At 63.2% G+C, this 22,518-nt stretch carries 24 protein-coding genes; 10 read left to right on the top strand and 14 right to left on the bottom strand.

The window, feature by feature from the left end; genetic code table 11:
- Positions 1 to 142: 142 nt before the first annotated feature.
- The 4 genes from OVA00_RS24970 to OVA00_RS24955 form a co-directional block, all read right to left on the bottom strand.
- Positions 143 to 529, bottom strand: coding sequence for a hypothetical protein (locus OVA00_RS24970; protein WP_034803430.1), 387 nt, complete (start codon positions 527 to 529; stop codon positions 143 to 145).
- Positions 530 to 936: 407 nt separating this feature from the next.
- Entirely contained in the window at positions 937 to 1,341 is a 405-nt protein-coding gene (locus OVA00_RS24965; protein ID WP_034803432.1) for a ketosteroid isomerase-related protein, read from the bottom strand.
- A 100-nt stretch (positions 1,342 to 1,441) separates the two neighbouring features.
- Complete coding sequence (locus tag OVA00_RS24960) at positions 1,442 to 1,864, bottom strand: secondary thiamine-phosphate synthase enzyme YjbQ (protein WP_112977233.1); 423 nt, start codon at positions 1,862 to 1,864, stop codon at positions 1,442 to 1,444.
- A 127-nt stretch (positions 1,865 to 1,991) separates the two neighbouring features.
- A complete protein-coding gene (locus tag OVA00_RS24955) occupies positions 1,992 to 2,345 on the bottom strand; it encodes a DUF1428 domain-containing protein (RefSeq protein WP_090294485.1) in 354 nt (117 codons plus the stop codon).
- A gap of 159 nt (positions 2,346 to 2,504) precedes the next feature.
- On the opposite strand from OVA00_RS24955, the gene OVA00_RS24950 reads away from it, so the two are divergent.
- Positions 2,505 to 2,957 (top strand): VOC family protein, encoded by a 453-nt coding sequence (locus tag OVA00_RS24950; protein ID WP_090294405.1) that lies wholly within the window; start codon positions 2,505 to 2,507, stop codon positions 2,955 to 2,957.
- Positions 2,958 to 3,001: 44 nt separating this feature from the next.
- Here the strand turns inward: OVA00_RS24950 and OVA00_RS24945 are convergent, their stop codons facing one another.
- Positions 3,002 to 3,571, bottom strand: a complete 570-nt coding sequence (locus OVA00_RS24945; RefSeq protein ID WP_034803436.1) for a transglycosylase SLT domain-containing protein — start codon at positions 3,569 to 3,571, stop codon at positions 3,002 to 3,004.
- A 251-nt stretch (positions 3,572 to 3,822) separates the two neighbouring features.
- Between OVA00_RS24945 and OVA00_RS24940 the strand changes: the two genes are divergently transcribed.
- Positions 3,823 to 4,236, top strand: a complete 414-nt coding sequence (locus OVA00_RS24940) for a lysozyme inhibitor LprI family protein (protein WP_082566223.1) — start codon at positions 3,823 to 3,825, stop codon at positions 4,234 to 4,236.
- Positions 4,212 to 5,057 (top strand): DUF2066 domain-containing protein, encoded by an 846-nt coding sequence (locus tag OVA00_RS24935; protein WP_268089786.1) that lies wholly within the window; start codon positions 4,212 to 4,214, stop codon positions 5,055 to 5,057. Before OVA00_RS24940 ends, OVA00_RS24935 begins: the two co-directional genes overlap by 25 nt.
- 55 nt (positions 5,058 to 5,112) lie before the next feature.
- On the opposite strand, the gene OVA00_RS24930 is transcribed toward OVA00_RS24935, so the two are convergent.
- The 3 genes from OVA00_RS24930 to OVA00_RS24920 all read right to left on the bottom strand — a co-directional run bounded on the left by OVA00_RS24930 (position 5,113) and on the right by OVA00_RS24920 (position 8,464).
- Positions 5,113 to 5,406, bottom strand: coding sequence for a GYD domain-containing protein (locus tag OVA00_RS24930; protein WP_034803438.1), 294 nt, complete (start codon positions 5,404 to 5,406; stop codon positions 5,113 to 5,115).
- A gap of 193 nt (positions 5,407 to 5,599) precedes the next feature.
- Positions 5,600 to 7,657, bottom strand: coding sequence for an RNA polymerase sigma factor RpoD (rpoD, locus tag OVA00_RS24925; RefSeq protein WP_034803439.1), 2,058 nt, complete (start codon positions 7,655 to 7,657; stop codon positions 5,600 to 5,602).
- 462 nt (positions 7,658 to 8,119) lie between these two features.
- On the bottom strand, positions 8,120 to 8,464 hold the full coding sequence (locus tag OVA00_RS24920) for a GFA family protein (protein WP_034803441.1): 345 nt from the start codon (positions 8,462 to 8,464) through the stop codon (positions 8,120 to 8,122).
- 217 nt (positions 8,465 to 8,681) lie between these two features.
- Between OVA00_RS24920 and OVA00_RS24915 the strand changes: the two genes are divergently transcribed.
- Positions 8,682 to 9,140, top strand: coding sequence for a hypothetical protein (locus OVA00_RS24915; protein ID WP_060516152.1), 459 nt, complete (start codon positions 8,682 to 8,684; stop codon positions 9,138 to 9,140).
- A gap of 37 nt (positions 9,141 to 9,177) precedes the next feature.
- On the opposite strand, the gene tdh is transcribed toward OVA00_RS24915, so the two are convergent.
- The 3 genes from tdh to recQ all read right to left on the bottom strand — a co-directional run bounded on the left by tdh (position 9,178) and on the right by recQ (position 13,491).
- Entirely contained in the window at positions 9,178 to 10,212 is a 1,035-nt protein-coding gene (tdh, locus tag OVA00_RS24910; protein WP_060611193.1) for an L-threonine 3-dehydrogenase, read from the bottom strand.
- An 11-nt stretch (positions 10,213 to 10,223) separates the two neighbouring features.
- A complete protein-coding gene (locus OVA00_RS24905; protein ID WP_268089785.1) occupies positions 10,224 to 11,411 on the bottom strand; it encodes a glycine C-acetyltransferase in 1,188 nt (395 codons plus the stop codon).
- A gap of 202 nt (positions 11,412 to 11,613) precedes the next feature.
- Positions 11,614 to 13,491 (bottom strand): DNA helicase RecQ, encoded by a 1,878-nt coding sequence (recQ, locus tag OVA00_RS24900; protein WP_268089784.1) that lies wholly within the window; start codon positions 13,489 to 13,491, stop codon positions 11,614 to 11,616.
- A gap of 194 nt (positions 13,492 to 13,685) precedes the next feature.
- On the opposite strand from recQ, the gene OVA00_RS24895 reads away from it, so the two are divergent.
- Positions 13,686 to 14,525, top strand: coding sequence for a glycosyl transferase (locus OVA00_RS24895; RefSeq protein ID WP_442780560.1), 840 nt, complete (start codon positions 13,686 to 13,688; stop codon positions 14,523 to 14,525).
- Positions 14,526 to 14,577: 52 nt separating this feature from the next.
- On the opposite strand, the gene dnaG is transcribed toward OVA00_RS24895, so the two are convergent.
- The gene (gene dnaG / locus OVA00_RS24890; protein WP_268089783.1) at positions 14,578 to 16,590 is read right to left on the bottom strand and encodes a DNA primase; all 2,013 of its coding nucleotides are present in this window, start codon (positions 16,588 to 16,590) and stop codon (positions 14,578 to 14,580) included.
- Positions 16,591 to 16,805: 215 nt separating this feature from the next.
- On the opposite strand from dnaG, the gene OVA00_RS24885 reads away from it, so the two are divergent.
- Complete coding sequence (locus OVA00_RS24885; protein WP_268089782.1) at positions 16,806 to 17,711, top strand: hypothetical protein; 906 nt, start codon at positions 16,806 to 16,808, stop codon at positions 17,709 to 17,711.
- Positions 17,712 to 17,717: 6 nt separating this feature from the next.
- Here OVA00_RS24885 and OVA00_RS24880 read toward each other — a convergent pair whose 3' ends face one another.
- The gene (locus OVA00_RS24880; protein ID WP_034789028.1) at positions 17,718 to 18,167 is read right to left on the bottom strand and encodes a GatB/YqeY domain-containing protein; all 450 of its coding nucleotides are present in this window, start codon (positions 18,165 to 18,167) and stop codon (positions 17,718 to 17,720) included.
- A gap of 120 nt (positions 18,168 to 18,287) precedes the next feature.
- On the opposite strand from OVA00_RS24880, the gene OVA00_RS24875 reads away from it, so the two are divergent.
- Positions 18,288 to 18,488 (top strand): hypothetical protein, encoded by a 201-nt coding sequence (locus OVA00_RS24875; protein ID WP_268089781.1) that lies wholly within the window; start codon positions 18,288 to 18,290, stop codon positions 18,486 to 18,488.
- 5 nt (positions 18,489 to 18,493) lie between these two features.
- Positions 18,494 to 19,699 (top strand): glutamine-hydrolyzing carbamoyl-phosphate synthase small subunit, encoded by a 1,206-nt coding sequence (gene carA, locus OVA00_RS24870; RefSeq protein WP_034788670.1) that lies wholly within the window; start codon positions 18,494 to 18,496, stop codon positions 19,697 to 19,699.
- 82 nt (positions 19,700 to 19,781) lie between these two features.
- Here the strand turns inward: carA and OVA00_RS24865 are convergent, their stop codons facing one another.
- Positions 19,782 to 20,672: a LysR substrate-binding domain-containing protein gene (locus OVA00_RS24865; protein WP_060606786.1), complete on the bottom strand. Its 891-nt coding sequence runs from the start codon at positions 20,670 to 20,672 to the stop codon at positions 19,782 to 19,784.
- A 116-nt stretch (positions 20,673 to 20,788) separates the two neighbouring features.
- Between OVA00_RS24865 and OVA00_RS24860 the strand changes: the two genes are divergently transcribed.
- Together OVA00_RS24860 and OVA00_RS24855 are read left to right on the top strand one after the other, a co-directional pair.
- Positions 20,789 to 21,550 carry an SDR family oxidoreductase gene (locus OVA00_RS24860; protein WP_134886440.1) on the top strand — a complete coding sequence of 254 codons (762 nt, stop codon included), beginning with the start codon at positions 20,789 to 20,791 and terminating at the stop codon, positions 21,548 to 21,550.
- Between the two features lie 38 nt (positions 21,551 to 21,588).
- Entirely contained in the window at positions 21,589 to 22,455 is an 867-nt protein-coding gene (locus tag OVA00_RS24855; RefSeq protein WP_134886441.1) for an NAD(P)-dependent oxidoreductase, read from the top strand.
- Positions 22,456 to 22,518 lie beyond the last annotated feature (63 nt).

The raw sequence follows: 22,518 nt of genomic DNA, 5'->3' as shown, positions 1-22,518 counted from the left end.
CGTTCACGCGTCCCGACCAGGGCTGCGCGCAACCGGCGCCCCTTGGTCGCTGCGGCGTCAAACAAAAAGCCCCCCATGCCTTGGCATGAGGGGCCATTCTTCCGCCGGCCGGGGGAGACGAGGCGGGAAGATTGCTTAGGTGTTACCAGCGGCCGATCGTCGGGCAGCCGCGGGCGTTCGCAAACACGATCGTCTGGCGTTGGCCGTGGCGACGGCCTTCGACGACGACGCGGCGCGAAGAGACGTCGGCGACATAGGCGCGGCGGAGTCCACGATCGCGGGCCTTGTCGACGGCCATCCAGGGCGCGCAACGGCCGCGGCGGTCACGGTCCCAGTGGCGGTCACGGCCGCGACCCCAGTCGCGCTCGTCACCGTAGCCGCCGTCGTAGTCGCGATACTGGACATCGACGCCACCGCGCGGGCCGAAACCGAATTCGATCGATTCCGCCGAAGCGGTGGAGGCGGCACCCAGCAGGCCGGTAAGTCCGATGACGGCGGCGGCAGCGGCGTTAAAAAGGCGGTTCTTCATAAGATCTCTCCAAGCTTGAAGGGTTCGAGGGGCAATCACCGTCCCAAGCGATTGATCAGAGAATAGGGTCGCCAAGCTGAACGACAGCGGAACCCGATGTTCATGGGACGTTCAGATTGCCAGAACGTGATGACCACACGCGCGTGGAGGAGACTTTCGTGCAAGTCACAGTAGATAAGGCATTGCTTATAAACAAGTATTTCGAAGGGCTTTGACCGCGGCCAAGGCGCTGGGACGCGCCTTCGCCTGCGCTTGGACAAGCGGCGAATCAGCCGCCGTCATCGGCGTGCCAGAGGTGATTCGCGCCCGTATTTTCCCGATCAAGACATGATCGGTCATCCGGCGGTCAGTAAGAAAACTTGAAAATGAAGGGGCGCGACCGTCAGGAGCGGTCGGCTACGCGTCGCTCAGCCGGCAAGCGCCCGCTCAAAGACGCGAATATTGCGATAATGGCTGAGGCGGGTGATGGCGCCGTCCTCGATCTCGAAGACGAGCACGCTGGGAATGGAGTAGCTCTGGCCAGTCGCAGGGGGAAAGCCTTCCATGGTCTCGCGGTAGGTGCCCCGTACCGTCAAATCGGCGGCCACGCGCTGGCCGAAGGCATCGCGCATCAGCACCACGTCTCCGAACTGCTCGTCGAAACGGCGCAGATAGTTCATCAGCCAGGCGCGCAAGGGGCCGACGCCGACGGTGCGTTGACCGGTCAGCGAATCGAGTTCTATGTCCTCATGCACGAGCCGCGCCAGCGCCTCGAAATCCCGCTGGTTCAGCGCCTCGATAAAGCCGCTGGCAATCGTCTGTGCATCGGTCATTCCGGTTCCTCCCTAGCCTCGAAGGCCGGTTCCCAAGCCCTTGCTCTCGCCCCTTTATCTAGAACCCTTTCGCCGCCGTTCAATCGTCGGCGCCGGCCAATCAGGCGGAAAGATGCAGGACGATCTCGCGGCGATGCGGGCGGTCGCGATGCTCGAAGAGGTAGAGCCCCTGCCAGGTGCCGGTGAGCATCCGGCCACCACTGACGGGAATGCCGAGCGATACCGGCGTCAACGCCGCCTTGATATGTGCCGGCATATCGTCGGGGCCTTCCTGGGTGTGCACGATCCAGCGCATGGAGGTATCCGAGGAAGGCGGCACGAGGCGGCGAAAAAAGGCGTCCAGATCGCGCTTCACGTCCGGGTCAGCGTTCTCCTGGATGAGAAGCGAACAGGAGGTGTGCCGCACGAAGACCGTGAGCAGCCCCTCGCAGTCGGCGTTGGCGCGTACGAAGGCCGCCGCCTCGTCGGTAAATTCATAGAGCCCCTGGCCATGGGTGGCGATGGTGATGCGCGTTTGCGGCATGAAGGCCTCCGGCAGGCGGTCGCATCCGCCTGAGAAGCGGTGCGACCCGGTGATATGCCCAATGCTTCTATCCCCGGACCGCTCCCGGTCCAAGGCGATCTGCCGCAATCCGTCGCGCAAACAGCGCCTACATCTCCAGGAAGGCCTCGAAGCCGCCATAGATCATGCGCTTGCCGTCGAACACCTGCTTCCAGGCATCGCCCTGCAGCCGCGGATCGGCCATGACCTTGGCAACGATCGCGTCGCGCTCGGCGCGGGATTTGTAGGTGATCCAGGAGAACACCACCGTCTCATCGTCCTTGGCCTGCACCGAGCGGGGAAAGGACGTCACTTCGCCATAGGGCGCGTCATCCGCCAGGCATTCGTTGTAGGCGAGCGCGCCGTGCTCCATCCACACTTCACCCGCCGCCTTCGCCATCGCCTTGTAGGCCTCGATATTCGCCTTCGGCACGGCAACGATAAAGCCATCCACATAGGTCATCGACATAGTCTCCTCTGTTCGTTCTACGAGCATAGGACGCAGGACGGCCAAGAGTTCCGACATCGGGACGGAATTTTCTTTCAAGTGCGGCGCTGCTTTTGTCGGAACCGCGCTTCCCCGTTCGTCCTTGGCCGGTAGCATCCAAATCGGGAGACACCCATGCAGAAGATCACGCCGTTTCTCTGGTTCGACGATCAGCTGGAGGACGCCATCACTTTCTACACCGACATTTTCCGCAACACCCGCATCACCGACGTGAAGCGGGGCCCCGACGGCAGGGCCTTTACCGCATCCTTCGAGATCGAGGGGCAGCACTTCATGGGGCTCAACGGCGGGCCGCATTTCAAGTTCAGCGAGGCCGTGTCGTTCTTCCTGCGCTGCACCGACCAGGCGGAAGTCGACTACTTCTGGGAAAGGCTCTTGGACGGCGGCACGCCGCAGCATTGCGGCTGGCTGAAGGACAGGTTCGGTCTTTCCTGGCAGATCATCCCGGACGCCCTGATGCGCCACCTCGGCGATCCTGATCCGGCGCGTGCCGCCCGCGCCCAGCAGGCGATGATGGGCATGGTGAAGATCGATGTCGCGGAACTTGATCGCGCAGCCGCTGGTTAAGCGGAAGAACGGTCCCCTGGCGCCGGCTCAACCGGGCTGCGGCGTTAGCTGCCGCAACCTCTGAGCTGCTTGCTGTAGACCTGGGCCATGCCGGCCGCCCGCTTGGCGCCGTTCTTGGCCGTATCGCTCCAGTTGCCTCGGGAATAGCCGCCGTGGCCATGGTAATAGGCGATGTAGAGCCTGTAGGCGTCGTTGAGGGCGATGCCGTTCCGCTGGGCACTTTCGCGATGGTACCAGGCGATGAAGCGGATCGCGTCGCCGAAGTCCGAACGCCGCGCCGCCCAGCGGCCGGTCTCGCTCTGATAGCGCGCCCAGGTGCCGTCGAGCGCCTGGGAATAGCCGTAGGCGGTCGAAGCGCGCGTCCAGGGGATGAAGCCGAAAAGCTTGGTGCGTGGCGGACGGGCATTATGGCGGAAGCCGGATTCGGTGTAGATCGTCGCCATCAGGATCGGCACGGGCACGCCGTATTCACGCTGGGCGCTATAGGCTTCCCGGCGCCAATTGTTGAAAAGGCCATCTTGCTGCTCGAAAACCGCGCAGGCATTCCGGGTGTCTCTCGGCACCGTTCCGCAGCCGGCCAGCAACAGGAGGACGACGACAAATACGCAACGCATCGCAGAACCTCTTGCTTCCCCGCAGCACGGCGATTGCGCGCAAGGCAATGCCGCGGGAAAAATGCTCGAACACCACGGGCCGCCCGTCGGGGCCGCGGCGCTCCAGAGATTGATAAAACGTAAACCTTAAGGATCTCTTTTGATTCAAAGGAGAACCATCGAAGGCCCGGCCATTGAACTTTCGCCACCGGAGGTTTTACGATCCACGGGAGACATGCCGCGCCAGCCATTGGGCGCAAAGGAGCGTATCGATGAAAATATCCGCCTTGATGGTGCTCGCCTTCACCGGCTTGTTCGCCGCGACTGGCCTCGCGCGCGCCGACGAATGCGCCGATGCGAGCGACCAGGCGACGATGAATGCCTGCGCCGACAAGGCGCTGAAGGCCTCCGACGCCGAACTGAACGCCCTTTACAAGCAAATCCAGGGACGCCTGAAGGACGATGCCGACAAGACGAAGCTGCTGGTTGCCGCGCAAAGGGCCTGGATCGCCTATCGCGATGCCGAATGCGATTTCGCAAGCTCGGGCGTTGCCGGCGGCTCCGCCCAGCCGATGATCACGCTTGAATGCCGCGACGATCGCACACAGAAGCGCGTCGCCGACTTCAAGACCTATCTGAGCTGTGAGGAGGGCGATCTCAGTTGCGTCCTGCCGCCGGCAAACTGATCCGGAAAAGAGCGACGGTCACGGCGCTCGTAGCGGCGCTTCTCTGCCACGCCGGCAGCAACGCCGGGGCGGCAGATATCGACGCGCTTTATCGCAGTGACGCGATCGTCACCGGCACGGGTGAGGCCAATCGTGCGATCGGTTTTCGCGAATGCCTGCGTGAAGTGCTCGTCAAACTATCCGGCGATCCGACGATCACGGAGGCGCCCCGGTTTGCTGCAGCGGAGGCCAAGGCCGGCAGCTTCGTCTCGACCTTCTCCTATCGCGATCGCCTCGAAGGCATCCCGATCCATGACGAACAGGGCACGCACGACCGCCCGCATGACCTCACCTGCCGGTACCAGCCAGCAACGCTGGATCCGCTTCTCGCAGAACTCGGCCGCAAGCCATGGCTCTCCCCTCGCCCGGCGATCGCCGTATGGCTGGCGGTCAAGGACCAGAAGCGCCGCTTCGTGCTGACACGCGACGGCAGTGAAAGCCCCTATATGGCGGATTCGCTTGAGGCAGCTGCAAAGCCGCTGGCGCTTTCGACCGTGCTGCCGGATGCGGCGACCGTAACTGCCCGGAAACCCGCGCTCGACACCCTGCCGCAAGCGGATCCGGCACAGCTCTTTTCACCCGTGACACAAACCGACGGCGACGTGCCGCTCCTCGGCGCGCTCGTCTGGTCCGACGCCGCCCGTGGCTGGATCGCCCAATGGCAGATGGACGCGGGCGGCAAGCGTTACCGCTGGCAGTTGAGCGGCATCAGCTTTGACGACGCCTTTCGCAACGCCATGCGCGGCGCGGCCCGCATCCTCTCGGGAAACGGTGCGCCGTGAACGAGGCATCTGACGTTGTGGCCGCGATTATCCTCACGGCCGCAACACCGGCCGTTCATCCAAGCGAGGCGATCAGTTCGCGATAGGCAGCCTCAGGGAAGGCTTTCAGCGTCGTCGAGCGCACATTGCCGGCCATGCCAAGCGTGAGCGCGAAGCGTGCGGCCACCGCATCGTCAGGCGCTTCGACGATGGCCACCATGTCGTAGTCGCCCATGGTCAGGAAGAAATGCTTGAAGGAACCGCCCATCTCGCCGAGCACATTCCGTGCGAGGTCGAGCCTCTTCGGGGAATCACGCACATTCTTGACGCCCTGCTCGGTCCAGTTGAGGAGCATGACATACGTCGTCATCTGACACCTCCACGGGGGCACGCTTCACGCCCGCGGTGCGATTGCTCCCGCGTACAAGACGGGGTGCCCCAGATTACTGCGAAGGGGCGACTATACTCCCCGGCGAAAGCGCCCACAATAAATCGCATGGGTGAGGCGGAAACGAAAAAGCCGGGCACGTGGCCCGGCTTTCGATCTTTCCATGTACCCGACTTTAGCTGTCGAGGAAGCTTCTGAGCTTCCTGGAGCGGCTCGGATGCTTGAGCTTGCGGAGGGCCTTCGCCTCGATCTGACGGATACGTTCGCGGGTAACCGAGAACTGCTGGCCGACTTCTTCGAGCGTGTGGTCGGTGTTCATGCCGATGCCGAAGCGCATGCGCAGAACGCGCTCTTCGCGCGGCGTCAGCGAGGCGAGAACGCGGGTGGTTGTCTCGCGCAGGTTCGCCTGGATGGCGGCGTCGATCGGCAGCAGTGCGTTCTTGTCCTCGATGAAATCGCCGAGGTGCGAATCCTCTTCGTCACCGACAGGCGTTTCGAGCGAGATCGGCTCCTTGGCGATCTTCAGGACCTTGCGGACCTTTTCGAGCGGCATGGCGAGCTTTTCGGCCAGTTCTTCCGGCGTCGGCTCGCGGCCGATCTCGTGCAGCATCTGGCGCGAGGTGCGGACGATCTTGTTGATCGTCTCGATCATGTGCACCGGGATGCGGATCGTGCGGGCCTGGTCGGCGATCGACCGGGTGATCGCCTGACGGATCCACCAGGTGGCATAGGTCGAGAACTTGTAACCGCGGCGGTATTCGAACTTGTCGACCGCCTTCATCAGGCCGATGTTGCCTTCCTGGATGAGATCGAGGAACTGCAGGCCGCGGTTGGTGTACTTCTTGGCGATGGAGATGACGAGGCGCAGGTTCGCTTCGACCATTTCCTTCTTGGCGATACGCGCTTCGCGCTCGCCCTTCTGCACCATCGAAACGATGCGGCGGAACTCGGCGATCGAGATGCCGGTTTCCGTGGCCAGATTCTGGATCTCCTGGCGGATGTCGCGGATCGTCTGGTTTTCGCTCTTGGCGAATTCCTTCCAGCCCTTGCCGGCCAGGTTGCTGATCGACTTCATCCAGTTCGGGTCGAGTTCGGCGCCCGAATACTGTTCCAGGAACGAGTCGCGCTTGACGCCATAGCTTTCGGCAAGGCGCAGCAGGCGGCCTTCGTTCTGCATCAGGCGCTTGGAGATGTCGTAGAGCTGCTCGACCAGGCTGTCGACGCGGTTCTGGTTGAGCGACAGCGACTTGACCGCCTTGATCAGCTCGTCCTTGAGTTCCTTGTAGCGGCGCTCCTGGGCGGGCGACAGCGTGCCGGTGGCAGCAAGGCGGGCTTCCACCTGCTGGTCCTGCAGCTTGCGCAGCTTCTTGTAGGTCTCCGCGATGATGTCGAGGGTTTCCATGACCTGCGGGCGCAGTTCCGCTTCCATGGCGGCGAGCGAGAGGTTCGACTCGTCGTCGTCTTCCTCTTCCTCCTCGGCCGGCATGACATCGCCGCCGACATTGGTGATGTCGTCGTCGTTGGCAGGCGAGCGAACCTTGCGGGTCTTTTCCTTTTCCTCGGCAGCCTTGCGGTCGGCCTCGATCTTTTCCGGGCTCTGGAACTGCGGAGCAGCCTTGGCCTCGGGACCGGAATAGGTGGTCTCGAGATCGATGATCTCGCGCAGAAGCGTCTGGCCTTCGTTCAGTTCGTCGCGCCAGATAATCAGCGCCTGGAAGGTCAGCGGGCTCTCACAGAGACCGGCGATCATTGTCTCGCGGCCAGCCTCGATGCGCTTGGCAATCGCGATTTCGCCTTCGCGCGAAAGAAGCTCGACCGAACCCATTTCGCGCAGGTACATGCGAACCGGGTCGTCGGTGCGATCAGTCGGTTCCTTCTTCTTGCTGGTCGCAAGCGAAGTACCGCTGGAAGGGGCCAGTTCGCCGCCTTCGCTTTCGTTATCGTCGTCGCTGGCCTCATCGTCGCCGCCGCCGGCAGCTTCTTCGGCTTCCTCGTCCTCGATCACGTTGATGCCCATGTCGGACAGCATTGCCATCGTGTCTTCGATCTGTTCGGAGGTGACTTCCTCGGACGGAAGGACGGAGTTCAGCTCGTCCATCGTCACGTAGCCGCGCTTCTTGGCGGCCTTGATCATCTTCTTGACAGCGTCATCGGAAAGATCGAGAAGCGGGCCGTCCGGAGCGCCTTCGCGTTCTACGTCAGCTTCTTCGTTTTCTTTGACTTTGGTTGCCATTTAGTTCGTCGCTTTCCTTGTCGCAACCGGCGTGAGCCCGGTGCCAATGCCGCTCGAAGGTCCGGGTGCGCCGCGCACCCGCCACCGAATCATTTCCCCTGACGTAACGGGATGATGTTTAATTCCTGTTTAACCACGAGTGTACTCGTGGCAAAGCGGACAAGCTCCGACAGTCCTGCCACTGAAACGTCTCTGGCATGATTCCCTAACCGCCGTGTCATCTCGCCATTTCTTATTCGGAAATGGTGATTCCCAGAATTTTCGATCCCGTCAAGCATTTCCGCTGAAAAACCGGATGATTCGGTAAAAATCACCGTTCCTGTCGCTTTTTGGGGTTTATCAGCTTCCGCTGAAGATGTAGGCGCTGCCCGCCAAAAGACAAGGGTAGCAACAATTTAATCGGCAAGGTCTCGTTGTGCCATATGCGCACGCGCAACCAGGACTGCATTTTTCGGTCCGGTACTAAACCGATCGGCCGTCGTATTTGACGACTTTCACCGCCTCGATATCGAACTCCGGCAGGCAGCGCAGGTTGATCGCCGCCATCTTCCCATGCGGCCCGTCGCCCTCACCGAATGGCGCGATTCCGCAGGTGTCGCAGAACCGGTGCTGGATCACATGTTTGTTGAAGACATAGGTCGAGAGGTCCGCTTCCGGCGTCGTCAGCGTCAGCTTGTCGCGGGCAACGAAGGCGAGCAGTCCGCCGCGACGACGGCAGAGCGAGCAATTGCAGTCGATCGCTTCGCCAAATTCCCCTTCCACCTCGAAGGCGATCTTGCCGCAATGACAGCTTCCCTCATAACGCATGCATGCATCTCCTCTACTTCCCGGTGCGACAACGTCTCCACTGCCATCAAGATAGAGCCTCCCTGCCCTCAAGCAAGCGCAGGCGCCAGCAAGGCATGTGCACGCAAAACGATTCCCGAAGGAGCCCATTGTCGAGAAAAAATCGCAAGATTATTCCGGCTTTTTGCTTGCGCTTGACCTGATCGCGCAGGACCTTCGCACCGAAACGGAGGCTCGAATGCTCATCAAGGAAACCGACGCCATGCGGGTGTTATCGATCGGTCGGCGGCTCACCATTCCAGACGTCAAGACGGAGAGCGCCATGCTGGCGCCTCTCATCGAGGCGGAGATGGAACGTGCAGGAATGATGCCCGCAGGCCCCTGGATCTTTATCGCGAACGATCTACCGAAAAACGCCAAGACGCCGTTCGACTGGCGCATCTGCCGCCCGGTCACGGGCGGCAAGGATTATCGCGGCGCGCTCGATCTGATCGAACTGGAGCCGATCATGGTGGCGTCCACGCTGCACCAGGGTCCGATGCGCAGCCTTTTCACCCAGGGCTACGCGCCGCTGGTCGCAAAGATCGAGATGTCCAGGCACAATTTCTCCGGCGAGAGCCGCGAGATTTACCACCGCTGGGCGGGCCAGGGCGCCCGCTATCACGAGATCGAGATCCAGTTCGGCCTCGCCAACTGAGCCGCCGCCCCTCACGGGTACGGCGGCCCTTGCGGCCTTACCAGTCCATGACGACCTTTCCGGAATTGCCGGAGCGCATGGCCTGAAAGCCGTCGCGGAACTCGTCGATCTTGATGCGGTGGGTGATGACGGGGGCAAGGTCGAGCCCGCCCTGCACGAAGGCGATCATCTTGTACCAGGTCTCGAACATCTCGCGGCCATAGATGCCCTTGAGGTTGAGCATCTTGAAGATCACCTTGTTCCAGTCGATCTCGAAGCCGGCCGGCGCGATGCCGAGGATGGCGATCTTGCCGCCATTGTTCATCTTGTCGATCATGTCGCGGAAGGCAGGGGCCGCTCCCGACATTTCCAGCCCGACGTCAAAACCTTCGGTCATGCCGATCGCCTTCATCACGTCGGCAAGGTTTTCCTTCGACGCATCGACGACATGGTCGATGCCGACGCTTTTCGCGAGCGCCAGCCGCGTCGGGTTGATGTCGGTGATCACCACCTTGCGCGCGCCCGAACGCTTGGCGACCAGCGCCCCCATGATGCCGATCGGACCGGCGCCGGTCACCAGCACGTCCTCGCCGACGAGATCGAAGGAGAGTGCCGTGTGCACCGCATTGCCGAACGGATCGAAGATCGCCGCGATCTCGTCGGGCACATCCTCCGGGATCGGCACGACGTTATACTCCGGCAGGCAGACGAACTCGCCGAACGAACCCGGCCGGTTGACGCCGACGCCGAGCGTGTTGCGGCACAGATGCCCGCGGCCGGCCCGGCAGTTGCGGCACTTGCCGCAGACGATATGGCCCTCGCCCGAGACCCGCTCGCCGACATGGTACTTGGTGACGGCCGAGCCGACCTCGGCAATCTCGCCCATGAACTCATGACCGACGACCATCGGCACCGGAATGGTTTTTTGCGCCCACTGGTCCCAGTTCCAGATGTGCACGTCGGTGCCGCAGATCGCCGATTTCTTCACCTTGATCAGCACGTCGTTCGGGCCGATCTCCGGCACCGGCACGCGCTCCATCCAGAGGCCCTCTTCCGGCTTCGACTTCACCAGCGCCTTCATCATGTTCGTCATCAGTCTCTCCCTCAGATCACGCCGAGGTCGCGGCCGACCTCTTCGAAGGCGGCGATTGCCCGCCGGACGTCCGCTTCACTATGCGCTGCCGACATCTGCGTGCGGATGCGCGCCTGGCCCTTCGGCACCACCGGGAAGGAGAAGCCGATGACATAGACGCCCTTCTTCAGCATGCGCGCCGCCATCTCCTGGGCGAGTGCGGCATCACCGAGCATCACCGGGATGATCGGGTGGCCCTCACCGGCCAGCGTGAAGCCGAGCTTGGTCATCTCGGTGCGGAACAGCGCCGCATTGGCATAGAGCCGTTCGCGCAAGGCATCGCCGTTGTCGATCAGGTCGAAGACTTTGAGCGAGGCGGCGGCAATGACCGGCGCCAGGGTGTTGGAAAACAGATAAGGGCGCGAGCGCTGCCTGAGCCAGTCGACGACTTCGGCCTTGGCCGAGGTGTAGCCGCCCGAGGCACCGCCGAGCGCCTTGCCGAGCGTGCCGGTGATGATGTCGATCCGGCCCTCGACGCCACAATGTTCGGCCGAGCCGCGGCCGTTCTTCCCGACGAAGCCGACCGCATGGCTGTCGTCGACCATGACCATGGCGCCATATTTGTCGGCGAGGTCGCAGACGCCCTTAAGATTGGCGATGATGCCATCCATCGAGAACACGCCGTCCGTGGCGATCAGCTTGAAGCGGCTGCCCTCGGCCTTCTTCAGTTCCTCCTCCAGCGCCGCCATGTCGTTGTTGGCATAGCGGAAGCGCCTGGCCTTCGACAGCCGCACGCCGTCGATGATCGAGGCGTGGTTGAGCGCGTCGGAGATGATCGCATCCTCTTCGCCGAGCAGCGTTTCGAACAGGCCGCCATTGGCGTCGAAACAGGAGGAATAGAGGATCGTGTCTTCCAGGCCGAGGAAGGACGAAATGCGCGCCTCCAGCTGTTTATGCTCCTCCTGCGTGCCGCAGATGAAGCGCACCGAGGCCATGCCGTAACCGTAGCGGTCGAGCGCCTGTTTGCCGGCCTCGGCCAGCTCTTCACTGTCGGCAAGGCCGAGATAGTTGTTGGCGCAGAAGTTGAGCACCCGCTCGCCCGAGGCGACTTCGATCTCACCTGCCTGCTTCGAGGTGATCACACGCTCCGACTTGTACAACCCGGCCGTCTTCAGGCCCTCGAGTTCTAAACGGAGATGGGTGAGAAAGGCTGAAGTCATGGCGCTCTCGCTTCAAGAAAACATCGCGTGCCTGACGAGTATCATGACGGCTTTTGACTTGCAGCAAAATCCGGCGCTCGGCCGCATCCAGCGTAAAAACGACAGGCCATTTCAAGGCGCGATGGCGGGCCGGACATATTGTGTCGCGAAGCGCTTCGCCACAGACATTTTCCGACGACGGAGACGCGGGGGCCTACCGCCTTCACCCGTCGAGATACCCGTCAATGACCGCCAGAAATGCCTCGCCGTAGCGTTCGCGTTTGCTTTCGCCGATACCGGGAATGTCGAGCAGTTCGTCGAGGTCGCGCGGACGTTCCTTGGCAAGCGCAATCAAGGTCGCATCGGGGAAGACGACATAGGGCGGGACGTTCAGATCCTTGGCGATCGAGAAGCGCTCGGCGCGCAGCAATTCGAAAAGTTCGAGATCGGAACCGGCCAGATCTGCCCGTTCGCGCTGCGATCCCGACTTGGCGCCGCGCGCCGCCTTGCCCGAGGTCGGGCGGTCCTTGCGGAAAAACACCTGGCGCTCGCGCTTGAACACCGCACGCGCCTCCGCCTCGAGCTTCATCGCGCCGAAGGCCGCGTGGTCGACGCTGATCAGGCCCGCCGCCAGCAATTGCCGGAAGACCGATTGCCAGGTGCGAGCCGGCAGGTCCTTGCCGGCGCCGAAGACGGGCATGTCGACATGGCCGAAGCGCTCGGTCTTCTCGTTGACCGTGCCCATGAGCACATCGACCACATGGCCGGTGCCGAAGCGCTCGCCGGTGCGATAGACCGCGGCCAGCGCCTTGATCGCCGCTTCCGTCCCGTCCCAGGTCTCGACCGGCTTCAGGCAGGTGTCGCAATGGCCGCAACAGCCGGGATGGGCCTCGCCGAAATGCGCAAGGATCGCCTGGCGGCGGCAGCCCGCCGTCTCGCAGATCGCCAAGAGCGCGTTGAGCTTGCCGCGCTCGATGCGCTTGATGTCATCCGCCGCTCCACCCTCGTCGATCATCCGGCGGCGCTGCAGCACATCGGCCATGCCATAGGCCATCCAGACCTCAGAGGGCTGCCCGTCACGACCGGCGCGGCCGGTCTCCTGGTAATAGGCCTCCACCGATCCCGGCAGGTCGAGATGGGCGACATAACGCACGTCGGGCTTGTCGATGCCCATGCCGAAAGCGACGGTCGCAACGAGGCAAAGGCTCTCTTCTTTCAGGAAGGCGTCCTGATGCCTGTCGCGGAGCGTGCGGTCCATGCCGGCATGATAGGGCAGCGCCCGGATGCCTTGCGCGTTCAGCCATTCGGCCGTGTCCTCGACCTTGGCGCGCGACAGGCAATAGACGATGCCGGACGCCCCTTTGAAGCGGGAGAGAAAGCGCAGCAATTGCTGGCGCGGCTGGTCGCGCTCGACGATTTCATAGGCGATGTTCGGCCGGTCGAAGCTGGTGGTAAACACCTCGGCATTGCTGAGCGCCAGCCGCTCGACGATGTCGTCGCGGGTGTGCGGATCGGCGGTGGCAGTGAGCGCGATGCGCGGCACGCCGGGATAGCGCTCGGCTAGTAATCCGAGCGCGCGGTACTCGGGGCGGAAATCATGGCCCCATTGCGAAACGCAGTGCGCCTCGTCGATGGCAAAAAGCGCGATTCGGGCATTGCCTATGAGATCGGCGAAGCCGTCGGTGACGGTCCGCTCCGGCGTCACATAGAGAAGGTCGAGCGTGCCGTCGTGGATCTGGCGCCTGACCGCAATCGCCTCTTCGCGCGTCAGCGACGAATTCAGCGCAGCCGCATTGACGCCAAGCTGTTTCAGCGCCTCCACCTGATCGCGCATCAGCGCGATCAGCGGCGAGACGACGACACCCAATCCGGGCCGGCAGAGCGCCGGGATCTGGAAGCAGAGCGACTTGCCGGCGCCGGTCGGAAAGAGAACGACGGCATCGCCGCCAGCGGTCACATGCTCGACCACTGCCTGCTGCTTGCCGCGAAAGGCAGAATAGCCATAGACGCGTTTCAGCACGTCGAGCGGTGCCTGGCCGGCTTCGTCGAAGAGCTTGCTGGCAGCGCTTCTTGAGGGCGTCGCCCTTTCGACGAACTCCATCACATCTCCTTCGGGAATCAGCTTAGGCCATCATGGCCAGATGTGCAGGCAATGCCATAGCCCTTGCCGCAACTGAAGAGACAAGGGCTGTTTTTCCCCGCAGGCCCTGCTGCGCTTCACCGGGGATTGCCCCGACAGCTTGACCTTGATAACGCATCGGTACTTTAGTGGCGCGCAGAAATCGGGACGTGATTATGGCAAATATTCTAGCGGCGAGCGGCGGCGTCAAGCAGATCATCTGCATCAACTGGGGTACGAAGTACGGCGCACCGTTCATCAACCGGCTCTACGCCATGGTGGCGCGCAACATCACCCCGCCCTTCACCTTCACCTGCTTTACCGACAATCGCGACGGCCTGCGTCCAGAAATCCTGTGCGAGGATTTGCCGCCGCTGGACATCGGCGAAATGCCCAAGAACACGCCCGGCATCTGGCAGAAGTCGCGGCTGTGGGGGCCGAAGCTCGGCAATCTCAAAGGCCCCGTCCTGTTCCTGGACCTCGACCTGGTCATCGTCGGATCGCTCGATGGTTTCTTCGAGGAGGGAGAACCGGACGACGTCATCCTCGCCCGTAACCAGACGACGCCGTTCGAGCGCCTCGGCCAGACCTCGCTGTTTCGCTATCCAGTCGGCAAGCTGGTGCCGTTGCAGGAGAAGTTCCGCGCCGACCCGCAAGGCATTGCCGACGAATACCGTTTCGAGCAGCGCTTCGTCACGCGCAATGCGCCGGGCGGGACCAAACTTTTCCCCCGCCGCTGGGTCCTGCATTTCCGGCAGGACTGCCGCCGGCCGTTCCCGCTCAACTTTTTCCTGGCACCCCGACTGCCCAAGGACGCGCGCGTCGTGCTGTTCCCGCGCAACCTCCTGCCGCAGCATGCGATCCAAGGCCGCTTCGGCAAGAAGGACAAGGTCTCCACCCCGCTTGGCCATATCCTCGGGCTGTTTGCATCCGACCGTTACGAGAAGAATGCGTTTCGCTATCTCCGGCACTACCTTCGCCCATCGCCATGGGTGGCCGATCATTGGCGCGAATAGTCGAGACTTCGCCGAGAACAGGCCTGCTTTCGCTGCGGGGAAAACCCAGCAGCTAGCGCGCCGCCGGCCCCTTCACGCGGCCTGAAAGCACGCCAAAGCCTTCGATGATCGCTTCCTGGTTTTCAAGCCGCGTCACTTCGTGCTGCACTTCCTGAAGCGTGCGCAAAAGCTGTGGCACGGCTTCGAGGTCGCCCTCCTCGGTCGCATGGGCCAGTTCGCGTTCGAGCTCGCGCACCTGCCAGTGCAATGCCTTCGAGCGCTGGTGCAGTGCCAGCGCCTGCAGATATCCTTCGCGGGCGTCCTCGGGCGCGGCCGCCGTTGTCGCGGTCCAGAGCCGCGCATAGCGGATCTGCTGGTCGATCGCGGCAATCAGCGCACCAAAACCCTCCGCCTGCAATTGTTCGAGCAGATCCTCGCGGTTCAACCGCGGCCCCTGCGCAGCCGCAGCGTTCAGCACCGCCGCCCAGCAGCGCTGCAGCTCGCGGTGGTCGAACTCGATCGTCGAGATCTCGTCATATTCGTCGAACAGCAATTGCGGATGGTTGACGATGGTGAGTGCCAGAACGCTCTCTCTCAGAAGCGGCGCCACCTGCTGTCCGCTGACCAGTGTCGAGCGCGCCAGCCGGTCGGAGATTGCCGTCGGCCCGCTCGCATTCGGCCCCCGTGGCTGACCAGCGCCGCGTGCTCCGCCGCCACCGCCCTGCCGGCCGCCGCGTTCAAACGGACGCCGCTCGCCCCGCCCTGCCCCTGAGGATGGCAGGAAGGCGTGAAGCCGGTCGCGCATGTCCTGGCCATAGTGCCGGCGCACGCTTTCGTCGGCGATCACGGATGTCACCTGCTTCAGCCGTGCTTCGAGCTCGGCGCGCTTTTCCGGCGTGTCGAAAGCGCCGCCCTGGATCTCGCGCTGCCAGACCATCTCGGCGAGCGAACGGGCGTTGGCGAGCACCTTGTCGAAGGGTCCACGGCCCTCCTGACGCACGAGGTCGTCGGGATCCTTCCCGTCCGGAAGCATGGCGAAGCGGACCGAACGGCCGGGCTTCAGATGCGGCAGCGCCAGGTCGACGCCGCGGTTTGCGGCACGAATGCCCGCCCCATCGCCGTCGAAGCAGAGCACCGGCTGCGACGTCATCTTCCACAAGAGATCGAGCTGGTTTTCGGTGAGCGCCGTGCCGAGCGGCGCAACGGCGTTTTCGACGCCCGCCTGATGCAGCGCGATCACGTCCATGTAGCCTTCGACGGCGATGATCGTTCCGGCCGCATCGTCCTGCCCGACGTCACGTGCGGCTCCTTGCGAAGCACGGCGCGCGCGGGCGAAATTGTAGAGCACGTTGCCCTTGTGGAAGAGCTCGGTCTCGTTCGAGTTCAGATACTTGGCCGGCGCGTCCGGCGACATGGCGCGGCCGCCAAACGCGATGACCTTCTCGCGCGACGACAGGATCGGGAACATGATGCGGTCGCGGAACCGGTCGTAGGAAACCGGCACGTCCGGCCCGTGCACAACGAGGCCGCAGGCCTCGATCTGTTCCTTGCCGACGCCCTTGCCGGCGAGATGTTCCTTGAGCGCGTTGCGGCTGTCGGGCGCGTAGCCCAAACGAAAGGTCTCGATCGTGCGCCCCGTCAGCCCGCGCTCGCGCAGATAGGCGCGCGCCTTGGCGCCGTTGGCCGTCTGGAGTTGGTCCTCGAAGTACGCGGTCGCCAGCTCCATCACGTCGAGCAGGCTTGTACGTTCCTTCTCCCGGCGCTCTGCCTGCGGATCCGGTTGCGGCATGGCAACGCCCGCCATGTCAGCGATCTGCTGCACGGCTTCGGGAAAGCTCAGGCCTTCGAGATCGGTGAGAAAGCGGAAGTGGTCACCCGAGACACCGCAGCCGAAGCAATGGTAGCGGCCCTTGCGGTCCTCGCAGTGAAAGCTCGGCGACTTCTCGCCGTGAAAGGGGCAGCAGGCCCAATAGTCGCCGCGCGAGACGTTGGTCTTGCGCCGGTCCCAGCTAACGCGCTTGGCAATCACGTCCGAAATCGGAACGCGATCGCGTATCTCGTCAAGAAAGGACTGTGAAAAGCGCATGGATACCTCTGGTCGATCCTCCATATAGGCGGCATGGCCGGCGGGCGCTACAACAGTGATCCTGCTTGCACGCTATTCACAGGAGCGAAACGGGAATCGCACGCCGGACGGCCAATCAAAAGTTGTGTATGAATATTTTCTGAAGACCAAAAGTAGCACTTGACACCCCTTTGACGAAAAGGATCAATTCGCCGTCTCGAATTGGATCACTTGCCATGGCCATTTCCGTCAAAGTGCTCGCCTCCAGTCCGGCTTTCTTCGGCGCGGTGCTGAGCTATGCGCGCGGCATGGTGGAGATGTATGCGGCAAACCCGCGGCTCGCCTCGATCTTTGCCTCGCAGCAGCGCTGGCTGATGGCCCAATCCGGGCTTGCACTTTATCACGACCGCGATCCGGATGATCCCTCGAGCGGCCTCTACAGCGGCCGTTTCATCAACTATGCCGTCATGCACGGGATCGCCAGCCGCAACACCGCGGCATCCTTCGTGCAGGAAATGGTTACCTACCGCTTCGCCCGCTACATCACGGTGCAGCCAGACAAGCGCAGCCGGCCGCTGGAGCCTACCGAGGCAGCACTCGACTATGTCTGGAAATGGATGCAGTCCCATCTGGCCATCCTCGACGCCTTCGATGGCCAGTCGCGGCTGGCACGGCTAAGCGAAGAGCAGGCCCAGTTCGGCCGGCTGCAGGCCGCCGTCGCCCACGCGCTTGTCGGCAACGACACGGTCCGTCGTCCAGGCCCGACCTTCGACCTCTTCACCTGGGTCAATTCCGGGGGCGTGGTGATGGACGATCTCTTTTCCCGCATCGGCGCCTTCGACCCCGAGGCAGAGCGCCTCGCCATCGGGCCGGTTTCGCCGAGCGATCTCAGCGAACGCTTCATCATCTCCAAGACCCACCTCAAGCGGATCTTCGACAAGGCAGCCCTTTTGGGCAATATGGGGTGGGAGCGGTCGCCCGGACGCGGCGCGGTCTGGCTGTCCAAAGCCTTCATCCGTGAATACTGGGATTATCAGGCGGAGAAGTTCGCGCTCATCGATCGCGCATTCGAAGCGACGTTTCCGGCGAAAGCCGAGGTGGCGACGCCCGTCTTATCGCAACGGGCGGCGGCACTGACTTGAGCGGAGCTACTTGAGCAGTTCCTTCACCAGGCCGGAGGCCTTGGCGAAGTCCATCTGGCCGGGATAGCGCTCCTTGAGCACGTTCATGCACTTGCCCATATCACGCAGGCCATGTGCGCCGGTTTCGGCGATGACCGAGGCGCAGAGTTCCTTCACCTTTGCCTCCGGAAGCTGGGCCGGCAGGAACTGGTTGATGATGACGATTTCCTCACGCTCCTGCGCGGCAAGCTCCGGCCGGCCGGCGTCGTCGTAGATACGAGCCGATTCTTCGCGCTGCTTGATCATCTTGGCGAGGATCTGCAGGATGTCGTCATCGCTGACCGGGTCCTTGCCGAGGCCCCGATTGGCAATGTCCCGATCCTTGATCGCCGCCTGGATCAGCCGCACGGTCGAGGTACGCCGTGCGTCCTTGGCTTTGAGGGCTTCCTTCAGTGCGTTAGCGAACAGGTCGCGCATGTCCATACTCCATGTCAAAACCGGCCCGCGGTGCTCTGCCCGGAACCGGTTCGAAACCATCATTGTTGTCGTCGTCTTAAACCAGTGTGACAGGCGCAATCAAACGGAATACGCAACCGCTTGAATTACAAGGAATTTTATTTCCCGACAATTCACAGCGGCCGGTTGACCCGGCTAAGCGCTTTGGGTATTTTCCCGCACCTGCACAACATCGGCATGAGAGCACTTTTCCGCGGGGTTTCCGCGCGTCCATGCCTGAGCAAAGAAATGGCGATCGACTGCCGGGCTTTCAAGCCCCCGCTTCGCGCCGCAACGGGATAGGAACGATGACCGCGACACCCGCATGGACCACTGAAAAACCAACCGCACTGCTCGTTCTGGCCGACGGCACCGTGATCGAGGGCAAGGGCATCGGCGCGACCGGCAAAGTGCAGGCGGAGGTCTGCTTCAACACGGCGCTGACGGGCTACCAGGAAATTCTGACGGACCCCTCCTATCTCGGCCAGATCGTCACCTTCACCTTCCCGCACATCGGCAACATCGGCGCCAATGACGAAGACATCGAAGACCTGACGCCGGCAGCACGCCACGGCGCGGTCGGCGTCATCTTCAAGGCCGACATCACCGAGCCGTCCAACTACCGCGCCGCCAAGCACCTCGACGCCTGGCTGAAGGCCCGCGGCATCATCGGCCTTTGCGGCATCGACACCCGCGCGCTTACTGCCTGGATCCGAGAAAACGGCATGCCGAACGCCGTCATCGCCCACGACCCCTCGGGCGTCTTCGATATCGAGACGCTGAAGAAGGAAGCCAAGGCCTGGAGCGGCCTTGAGGGCCTCGACCTTGCCAAGGTCGCGACCTCCGGCCAGTCGTCGCGCTGGGACGAGCAGCCGTGGGTCTGGAACGAAGGTTATTCGACGCTCGGCGAAACCGATGCCGCCTACCATATCGTCGCGCTCGACTACGGCGTGAAGCGCAACATCCTGCGCCTCTTTGCCGGCCTCAACGCCCGCGTCACGGTCATGCCGGCCACGACCAGCGCCGACGAAGTGCTGGCGCAGAAGCCGGACGGCATCTTCCTGTCGAACGGCCCCGGCGACCCGGCAGCAACCGGAAAATACGCCGTGCCGGTCATCCAGGACCTGCTCAAGACCGACATCCCGGTCTTCGGCATCTGCCTCGGCCACCAGATGCTGGCGCTGGCACTCGGCGGCAAGACCGAAAAGATGCACCAGGGCCACCACGGCGCCAACCATCCGGTCAAGGACCACACCACCGGCAAGGTCGAGATCGTCTCGATGAACCACGGCTTCGCGGTGGATTCGAAGTCGCTGCCGCAGGGTGTTGATGAGACTCACATTTCGCTCTTCGACGGCACCAATTGCGGCCTGCGCGTCGCCGGCAAGCCGGTGTTCTCGGTCCAGCACCACCCGGAAGCCTCCCCCGGCCCGCAGGACAGCCACTATCTCTTCCGCCGCTTCATGAACCTCGTGCGCGAGAAGAAGGGCGAACCGGCGCTCGCAGAGCGCTAAGCGACCGACCGAGACAAGCTTCGAAGGCCCGCTCCGAGCGGGCCTTTTCTTTTCGAGCATGCGCCTTCGCTGCCGCCCGGCCTCACTCTCCTGGCAGATGCGTGACGATGAAGTCGACGACGGCGCGAACCGACGGCAATTGCCCGCGCCGATGCGGCATCAACAGCGTCGTCGTCACGCTGCCTGCCTCCCAATCGGCAAGCACACGCACAAGACTTCCAGCCTCGATTGCCGCCCGACAGATCTTTCTCGGTAGCGCGGTGATGCCAAGACCGGAGACGGCGGCCTCGAGCAACACGTTGGATTCGTCTGCGAGGAACCGCGGCATGGGGCGCACCCTGACGACCACGCCCGCGTCGTTGCGCATCGTCCATCCCTCCGAGGTCAGGGAGGCCAGCAGCCCGTCGTGGCGCGAAAGGTCGCTCGGTTCGCGCGGGTGCCCGCGATTTTCCAGGTAGGCGGGCGCTGCCACGAGCAGGATGGCATCGTTTGCCACCCGCCGCTGCACCATGCCGGAATCGGGCAACGGTGCGAAGTGATCGCGCACTGCGATGTCGAAGCCCTCCTGCACCACATCGACGAAACGGTCCGTCGCGTGCAGCATCACCCGCATCTTGGGATAGGCCTGCGCCAGCGGCGGCAGCAGCCCCGCCAGCATCATCTGAGCCGTCGGCACAGAGGCGGTGATCCTCACCGTTCCGCTCGGTTCGGCAAGGCGCCCCTTGACGATGGCTTCGGCCGCCTCCGCCTCTATCAACATCGCCGAGGCATGCCGGTAGAAATCCTCGCCTATCTCCGTCACGGTGAAGCGACGCGAAGTTCGGTTGATCAGCCGGACACCAAGCGTCTTTTCCAACTCGGCCACGCGCTTGCTCAGCGTCGATTTCGGCACGTTCAGCGCCCGCGCCGCCGGCGCGAACCCCTTGTGATCGACCACATGGGCAAAGACGATGAAGTCGTTGAGATTGCGCATCGCGGGCCTCCAATGTCTACAAGCGTGGACGATACATCCACGTTTGCCCGTCTTACGCAATATCGTCCACGAAATTATCTCTTCCTCATCGAGGCCTGATATCGAAGGAAAAGACAATGGGTATCTATCAAGACAAGAAAGCCGTCGTCATCGGCGGCACGCATGGCATGGGTCTGGCGACGGTCGAGCGGCTCGTCGACGGCGGCGCCGAGGTGCTTCTGACCGGAAACAACGAAGAGAACCTCGCCCGGATCCAGCAGCGCTTCGGCGACCGCGTTCATGCGGTAAAGTCAGATGTCGCCGATCTCGGCGAGATCGCTGTGCTCGGGGCGACGGTCGGGCAGAAGCTGGGTTCGATCGATCTCCTGCACGTCAACGCCGGCACATCGCTGCTCGAGCCATTCGACCAGGTGACGGAGGCCTCCTACGATCGCCAGTTCACCATCAACACCAAGGGTGCCTTTTTCACCGTCCAGCGGCTGGCGCCGCTGATCCGCGACGGCGGCTCGATCGTCTTTACCTCGTCGGTTGCTGATGTCGGCGGCCATCCGGGAATGGCGGTCTATAGCGGCAGCAAGGCGGCGCTGATCTCGTTTGCCTCCGTCTTTGCCGCCGAGCTTCTGCCGCGCGGCATAAGGGTCAACTCGGTCAGCCCCGGCTTCATCGATACGCCGACCAAGGGCGTGGCGGGCGTCACCGACGCCGAACGTGCCGAGTTCAAGGCGCTCGGCGATGCGATCACCCCGATGGGCCGCAACGGCACGGCGGACGAAGTCGCCCGCGCCGTGCTGTTCCTCGCCTTCGATGCCACCTTCACCACCGGCGCACGCCTCACCGTCGACGGTGGCCTCGGCCAGCAATTGTCGCCGGCGGCCTGAAGCGGGCCAGAGCGGGGAACCAGGAGCGGAGAATCACGATGTCCAAATCCATCGCCATCATCGGCCTCGGCGCCATGGGCACGGCACTTGCCAAAACCCTCATCGACGCGGGCAACACCGCCACCGTCTGGAACCGTACGTCCGCGCGGGCCGACGCGCTGGTTGCCCGCGGCGCTCGCCGGGCAGCAACGGTCACCGAAGCCATTGCGGCCAGCGATATCCTCATCCTATGCCTCACCGACTACGCCGCCGTCGAAACGACGCTGGCAGATGTCGGCCCCATGCTCGCAGGCAAGACCGTCATCAACCTCACCAACGGTCGCCCGGATGAAGTCCGGGCGGTCGCGGCCCGCCTTGAAGCGTTCGGCGCACGCTATCTCGACGGAGGAATCATGGCGACGCCGCCGATGATCGGCACACCGGATGCCTTCATTCTCTGTAGTGGCAGCGCCGATGCTTTCGAAAAAACCAGGGAGCAATTGGCCGCCTTCGGCCAGAGCCACTATCTCGGCGAGGATCCTGTTCTCGCCGCGGTCAGCGACCTCGCCTTGCTGTCGGCGATGTACGGTCTCTTCGGCGGCTATCTGCACGCAACGGCGCTCGCCGGCAGCGTCGGCTTCACCGCGAAGCAGTTCCTGCCGCTGGTCGAGCCCTGGCTTGCCGCGATGATGACGGCGCTGCCTGATTATGCCGAACGGATCGACAGCGGCGACCACGGCCGCGACGTGATGTCGAACCTCTCAATGCAGTCGGTGGCGATCACCAACATCGTTGCCGCAAGCCGCAGCCTGGGCATCGATCCGGCCTTCATGGAGCCGATCGAAAGGCTGGCAAAAAAGCGCCTCGCCGCCGGCTTTGGCAGCGACGAGGCCTCCGGCCTCATCGAGGCGATGCGGGGCAAATAGAGGGCGGCCCCAGCGGTCCGGATGCAAGCGCACGCCGATGATGCTCGCCAACGCGCCGCAAGC

This window comes from Ensifer sp. SL37 (genome assembly GCF_026672675.1).
Lineage (GTDB): Bacteria > Pseudomonadota > Alphaproteobacteria > Rhizobiales > Rhizobiaceae > Ensifer > Ensifer adhaerens.
This window is presented reverse-complemented; position numbering and strand designations above follow the sequence as displayed.

Bases quoted from the DNA above. Each gene is read 5' to 3' on its own strand.
- OVA00_RS24970 (WP_034803430.1), bottom strand. From the start codon at position 529: ATGAAGAACCGCCTTTTTAACGCCGCTGCCGCCGCCGTCATCGGACTT.
- OVA00_RS24965 (WP_034803432.1), bottom strand. From the start codon at position 1,341: ATGACCGATGCACAGACGATTGCCAGCGGCTTTATCGAGGCGCTGAAC.
- OVA00_RS24960 (WP_112977233.1), bottom strand. From the start codon at position 1,864: ATGCCGCAAACGCGCATCACCATCGCCACCCATGGCCAGGGGCTCTAT.
- OVA00_RS24955 (WP_090294485.1), bottom strand. From the start codon at position 2,345: ATGACCTATGTGGATGGCTTTATCGTTGCCGTGCCGAAGGCGAATATC.
- OVA00_RS24950 (WP_090294405.1), top strand. From the start codon at position 2,505: ATGCAGAAGATCACGCCGTTTCTCTGGTTCGACGATCAGCTGGAGGAC.
- OVA00_RS24945 (WP_034803436.1), bottom strand. From the start codon at position 3,571: ATGCGTTGCGTATTTGTCGTCGTCCTCCTGTTGCTGGCCGGCTGCGGA.
- OVA00_RS24940 (WP_082566223.1), top strand. From the start codon at position 3,823: ATGAAAATATCCGCCTTGATGGTGCTCGCCTTCACCGGCTTGTTCGCC.
- OVA00_RS24930 (WP_034803438.1), bottom strand. From the start codon at position 5,406: ATGACGACGTATGTCATGCTCCTCAACTGGACCGAGCAGGGCGTCAAG.
- rpoD (WP_034803439.1), bottom strand. From the start codon at position 7,657: ATGGCAACCAAAGTCAAAGAAAACGAAGAAGCTGACGTAGAACGCGAA.
- OVA00_RS24920 (WP_034803441.1), bottom strand. From the start codon at position 8,464: ATGCGTTATGAGGGAAGCTGTCATTGCGGCAAGATCGCCTTCGAGGTG.
- OVA00_RS24915 (WP_060516152.1), top strand. From the start codon at position 8,682: ATGCTCATCAAGGAAACCGACGCCATGCGGGTGTTATCGATCGGTCGG.
- tdh (WP_060611193.1), bottom strand. From the start codon at position 10,212: ATGACGAACATGATGAAGGCGCTGGTGAAGTCGAAGCCGGAAGAGGGC.
- OVA00_RS24905 (WP_268089785.1), bottom strand. From the start codon at position 11,411: ATGACTTCAGCCTTTCTCACCCATCTCCGTTTAGAACTCGAGGGCCTG.
- recQ (WP_268089784.1), bottom strand. From the start codon at position 13,491: ATGGAGTTCGTCGAAAGGGCGACGCCCTCAAGAAGCGCTGCCAGCAAG.
- OVA00_RS24895 (WP_442780560.1), top strand. From the start codon at position 13,686: ATGGCAAATATTCTAGCGGCGAGCGGCGGCGTCAAGCAGATCATCTGC.
- dnaG (WP_268089783.1), bottom strand. From the start codon at position 16,590: ATGCGCTTTTCACAGTCCTTTCTTGACGAGATACGCGATCGCGTTCCG.
- OVA00_RS24885 (WP_268089782.1), top strand. From the start codon at position 16,806: ATGGCCATTTCCGTCAAAGTGCTCGCCTCCAGTCCGGCTTTCTTCGGC.
- OVA00_RS24880 (WP_034789028.1), bottom strand. From the start codon at position 18,167: ATGCGCGACCTGTTCGCTAACGCACTGAAGGAAGCCCTCAAAGCCAAG.
- carA (WP_034788670.1), top strand. From the start codon at position 18,494: ATGACCGCGACACCCGCATGGACCACTGAAAAACCAACCGCACTGCTC.
- OVA00_RS24865 (WP_060606786.1), bottom strand. From the start codon at position 20,672: ATGCGCAATCTCAACGACTTCATCGTCTTTGCCCATGTGGTCGATCAC.
- OVA00_RS24860 (WP_134886440.1), top strand. From the start codon at position 20,789: ATGGGTATCTATCAAGACAAGAAAGCCGTCGTCATCGGCGGCACGCAT.
- OVA00_RS24855 (WP_134886441.1), top strand. From the start codon at position 21,589: ATGTCCAAATCCATCGCCATCATCGGCCTCGGCGCCATGGGCACGGCA.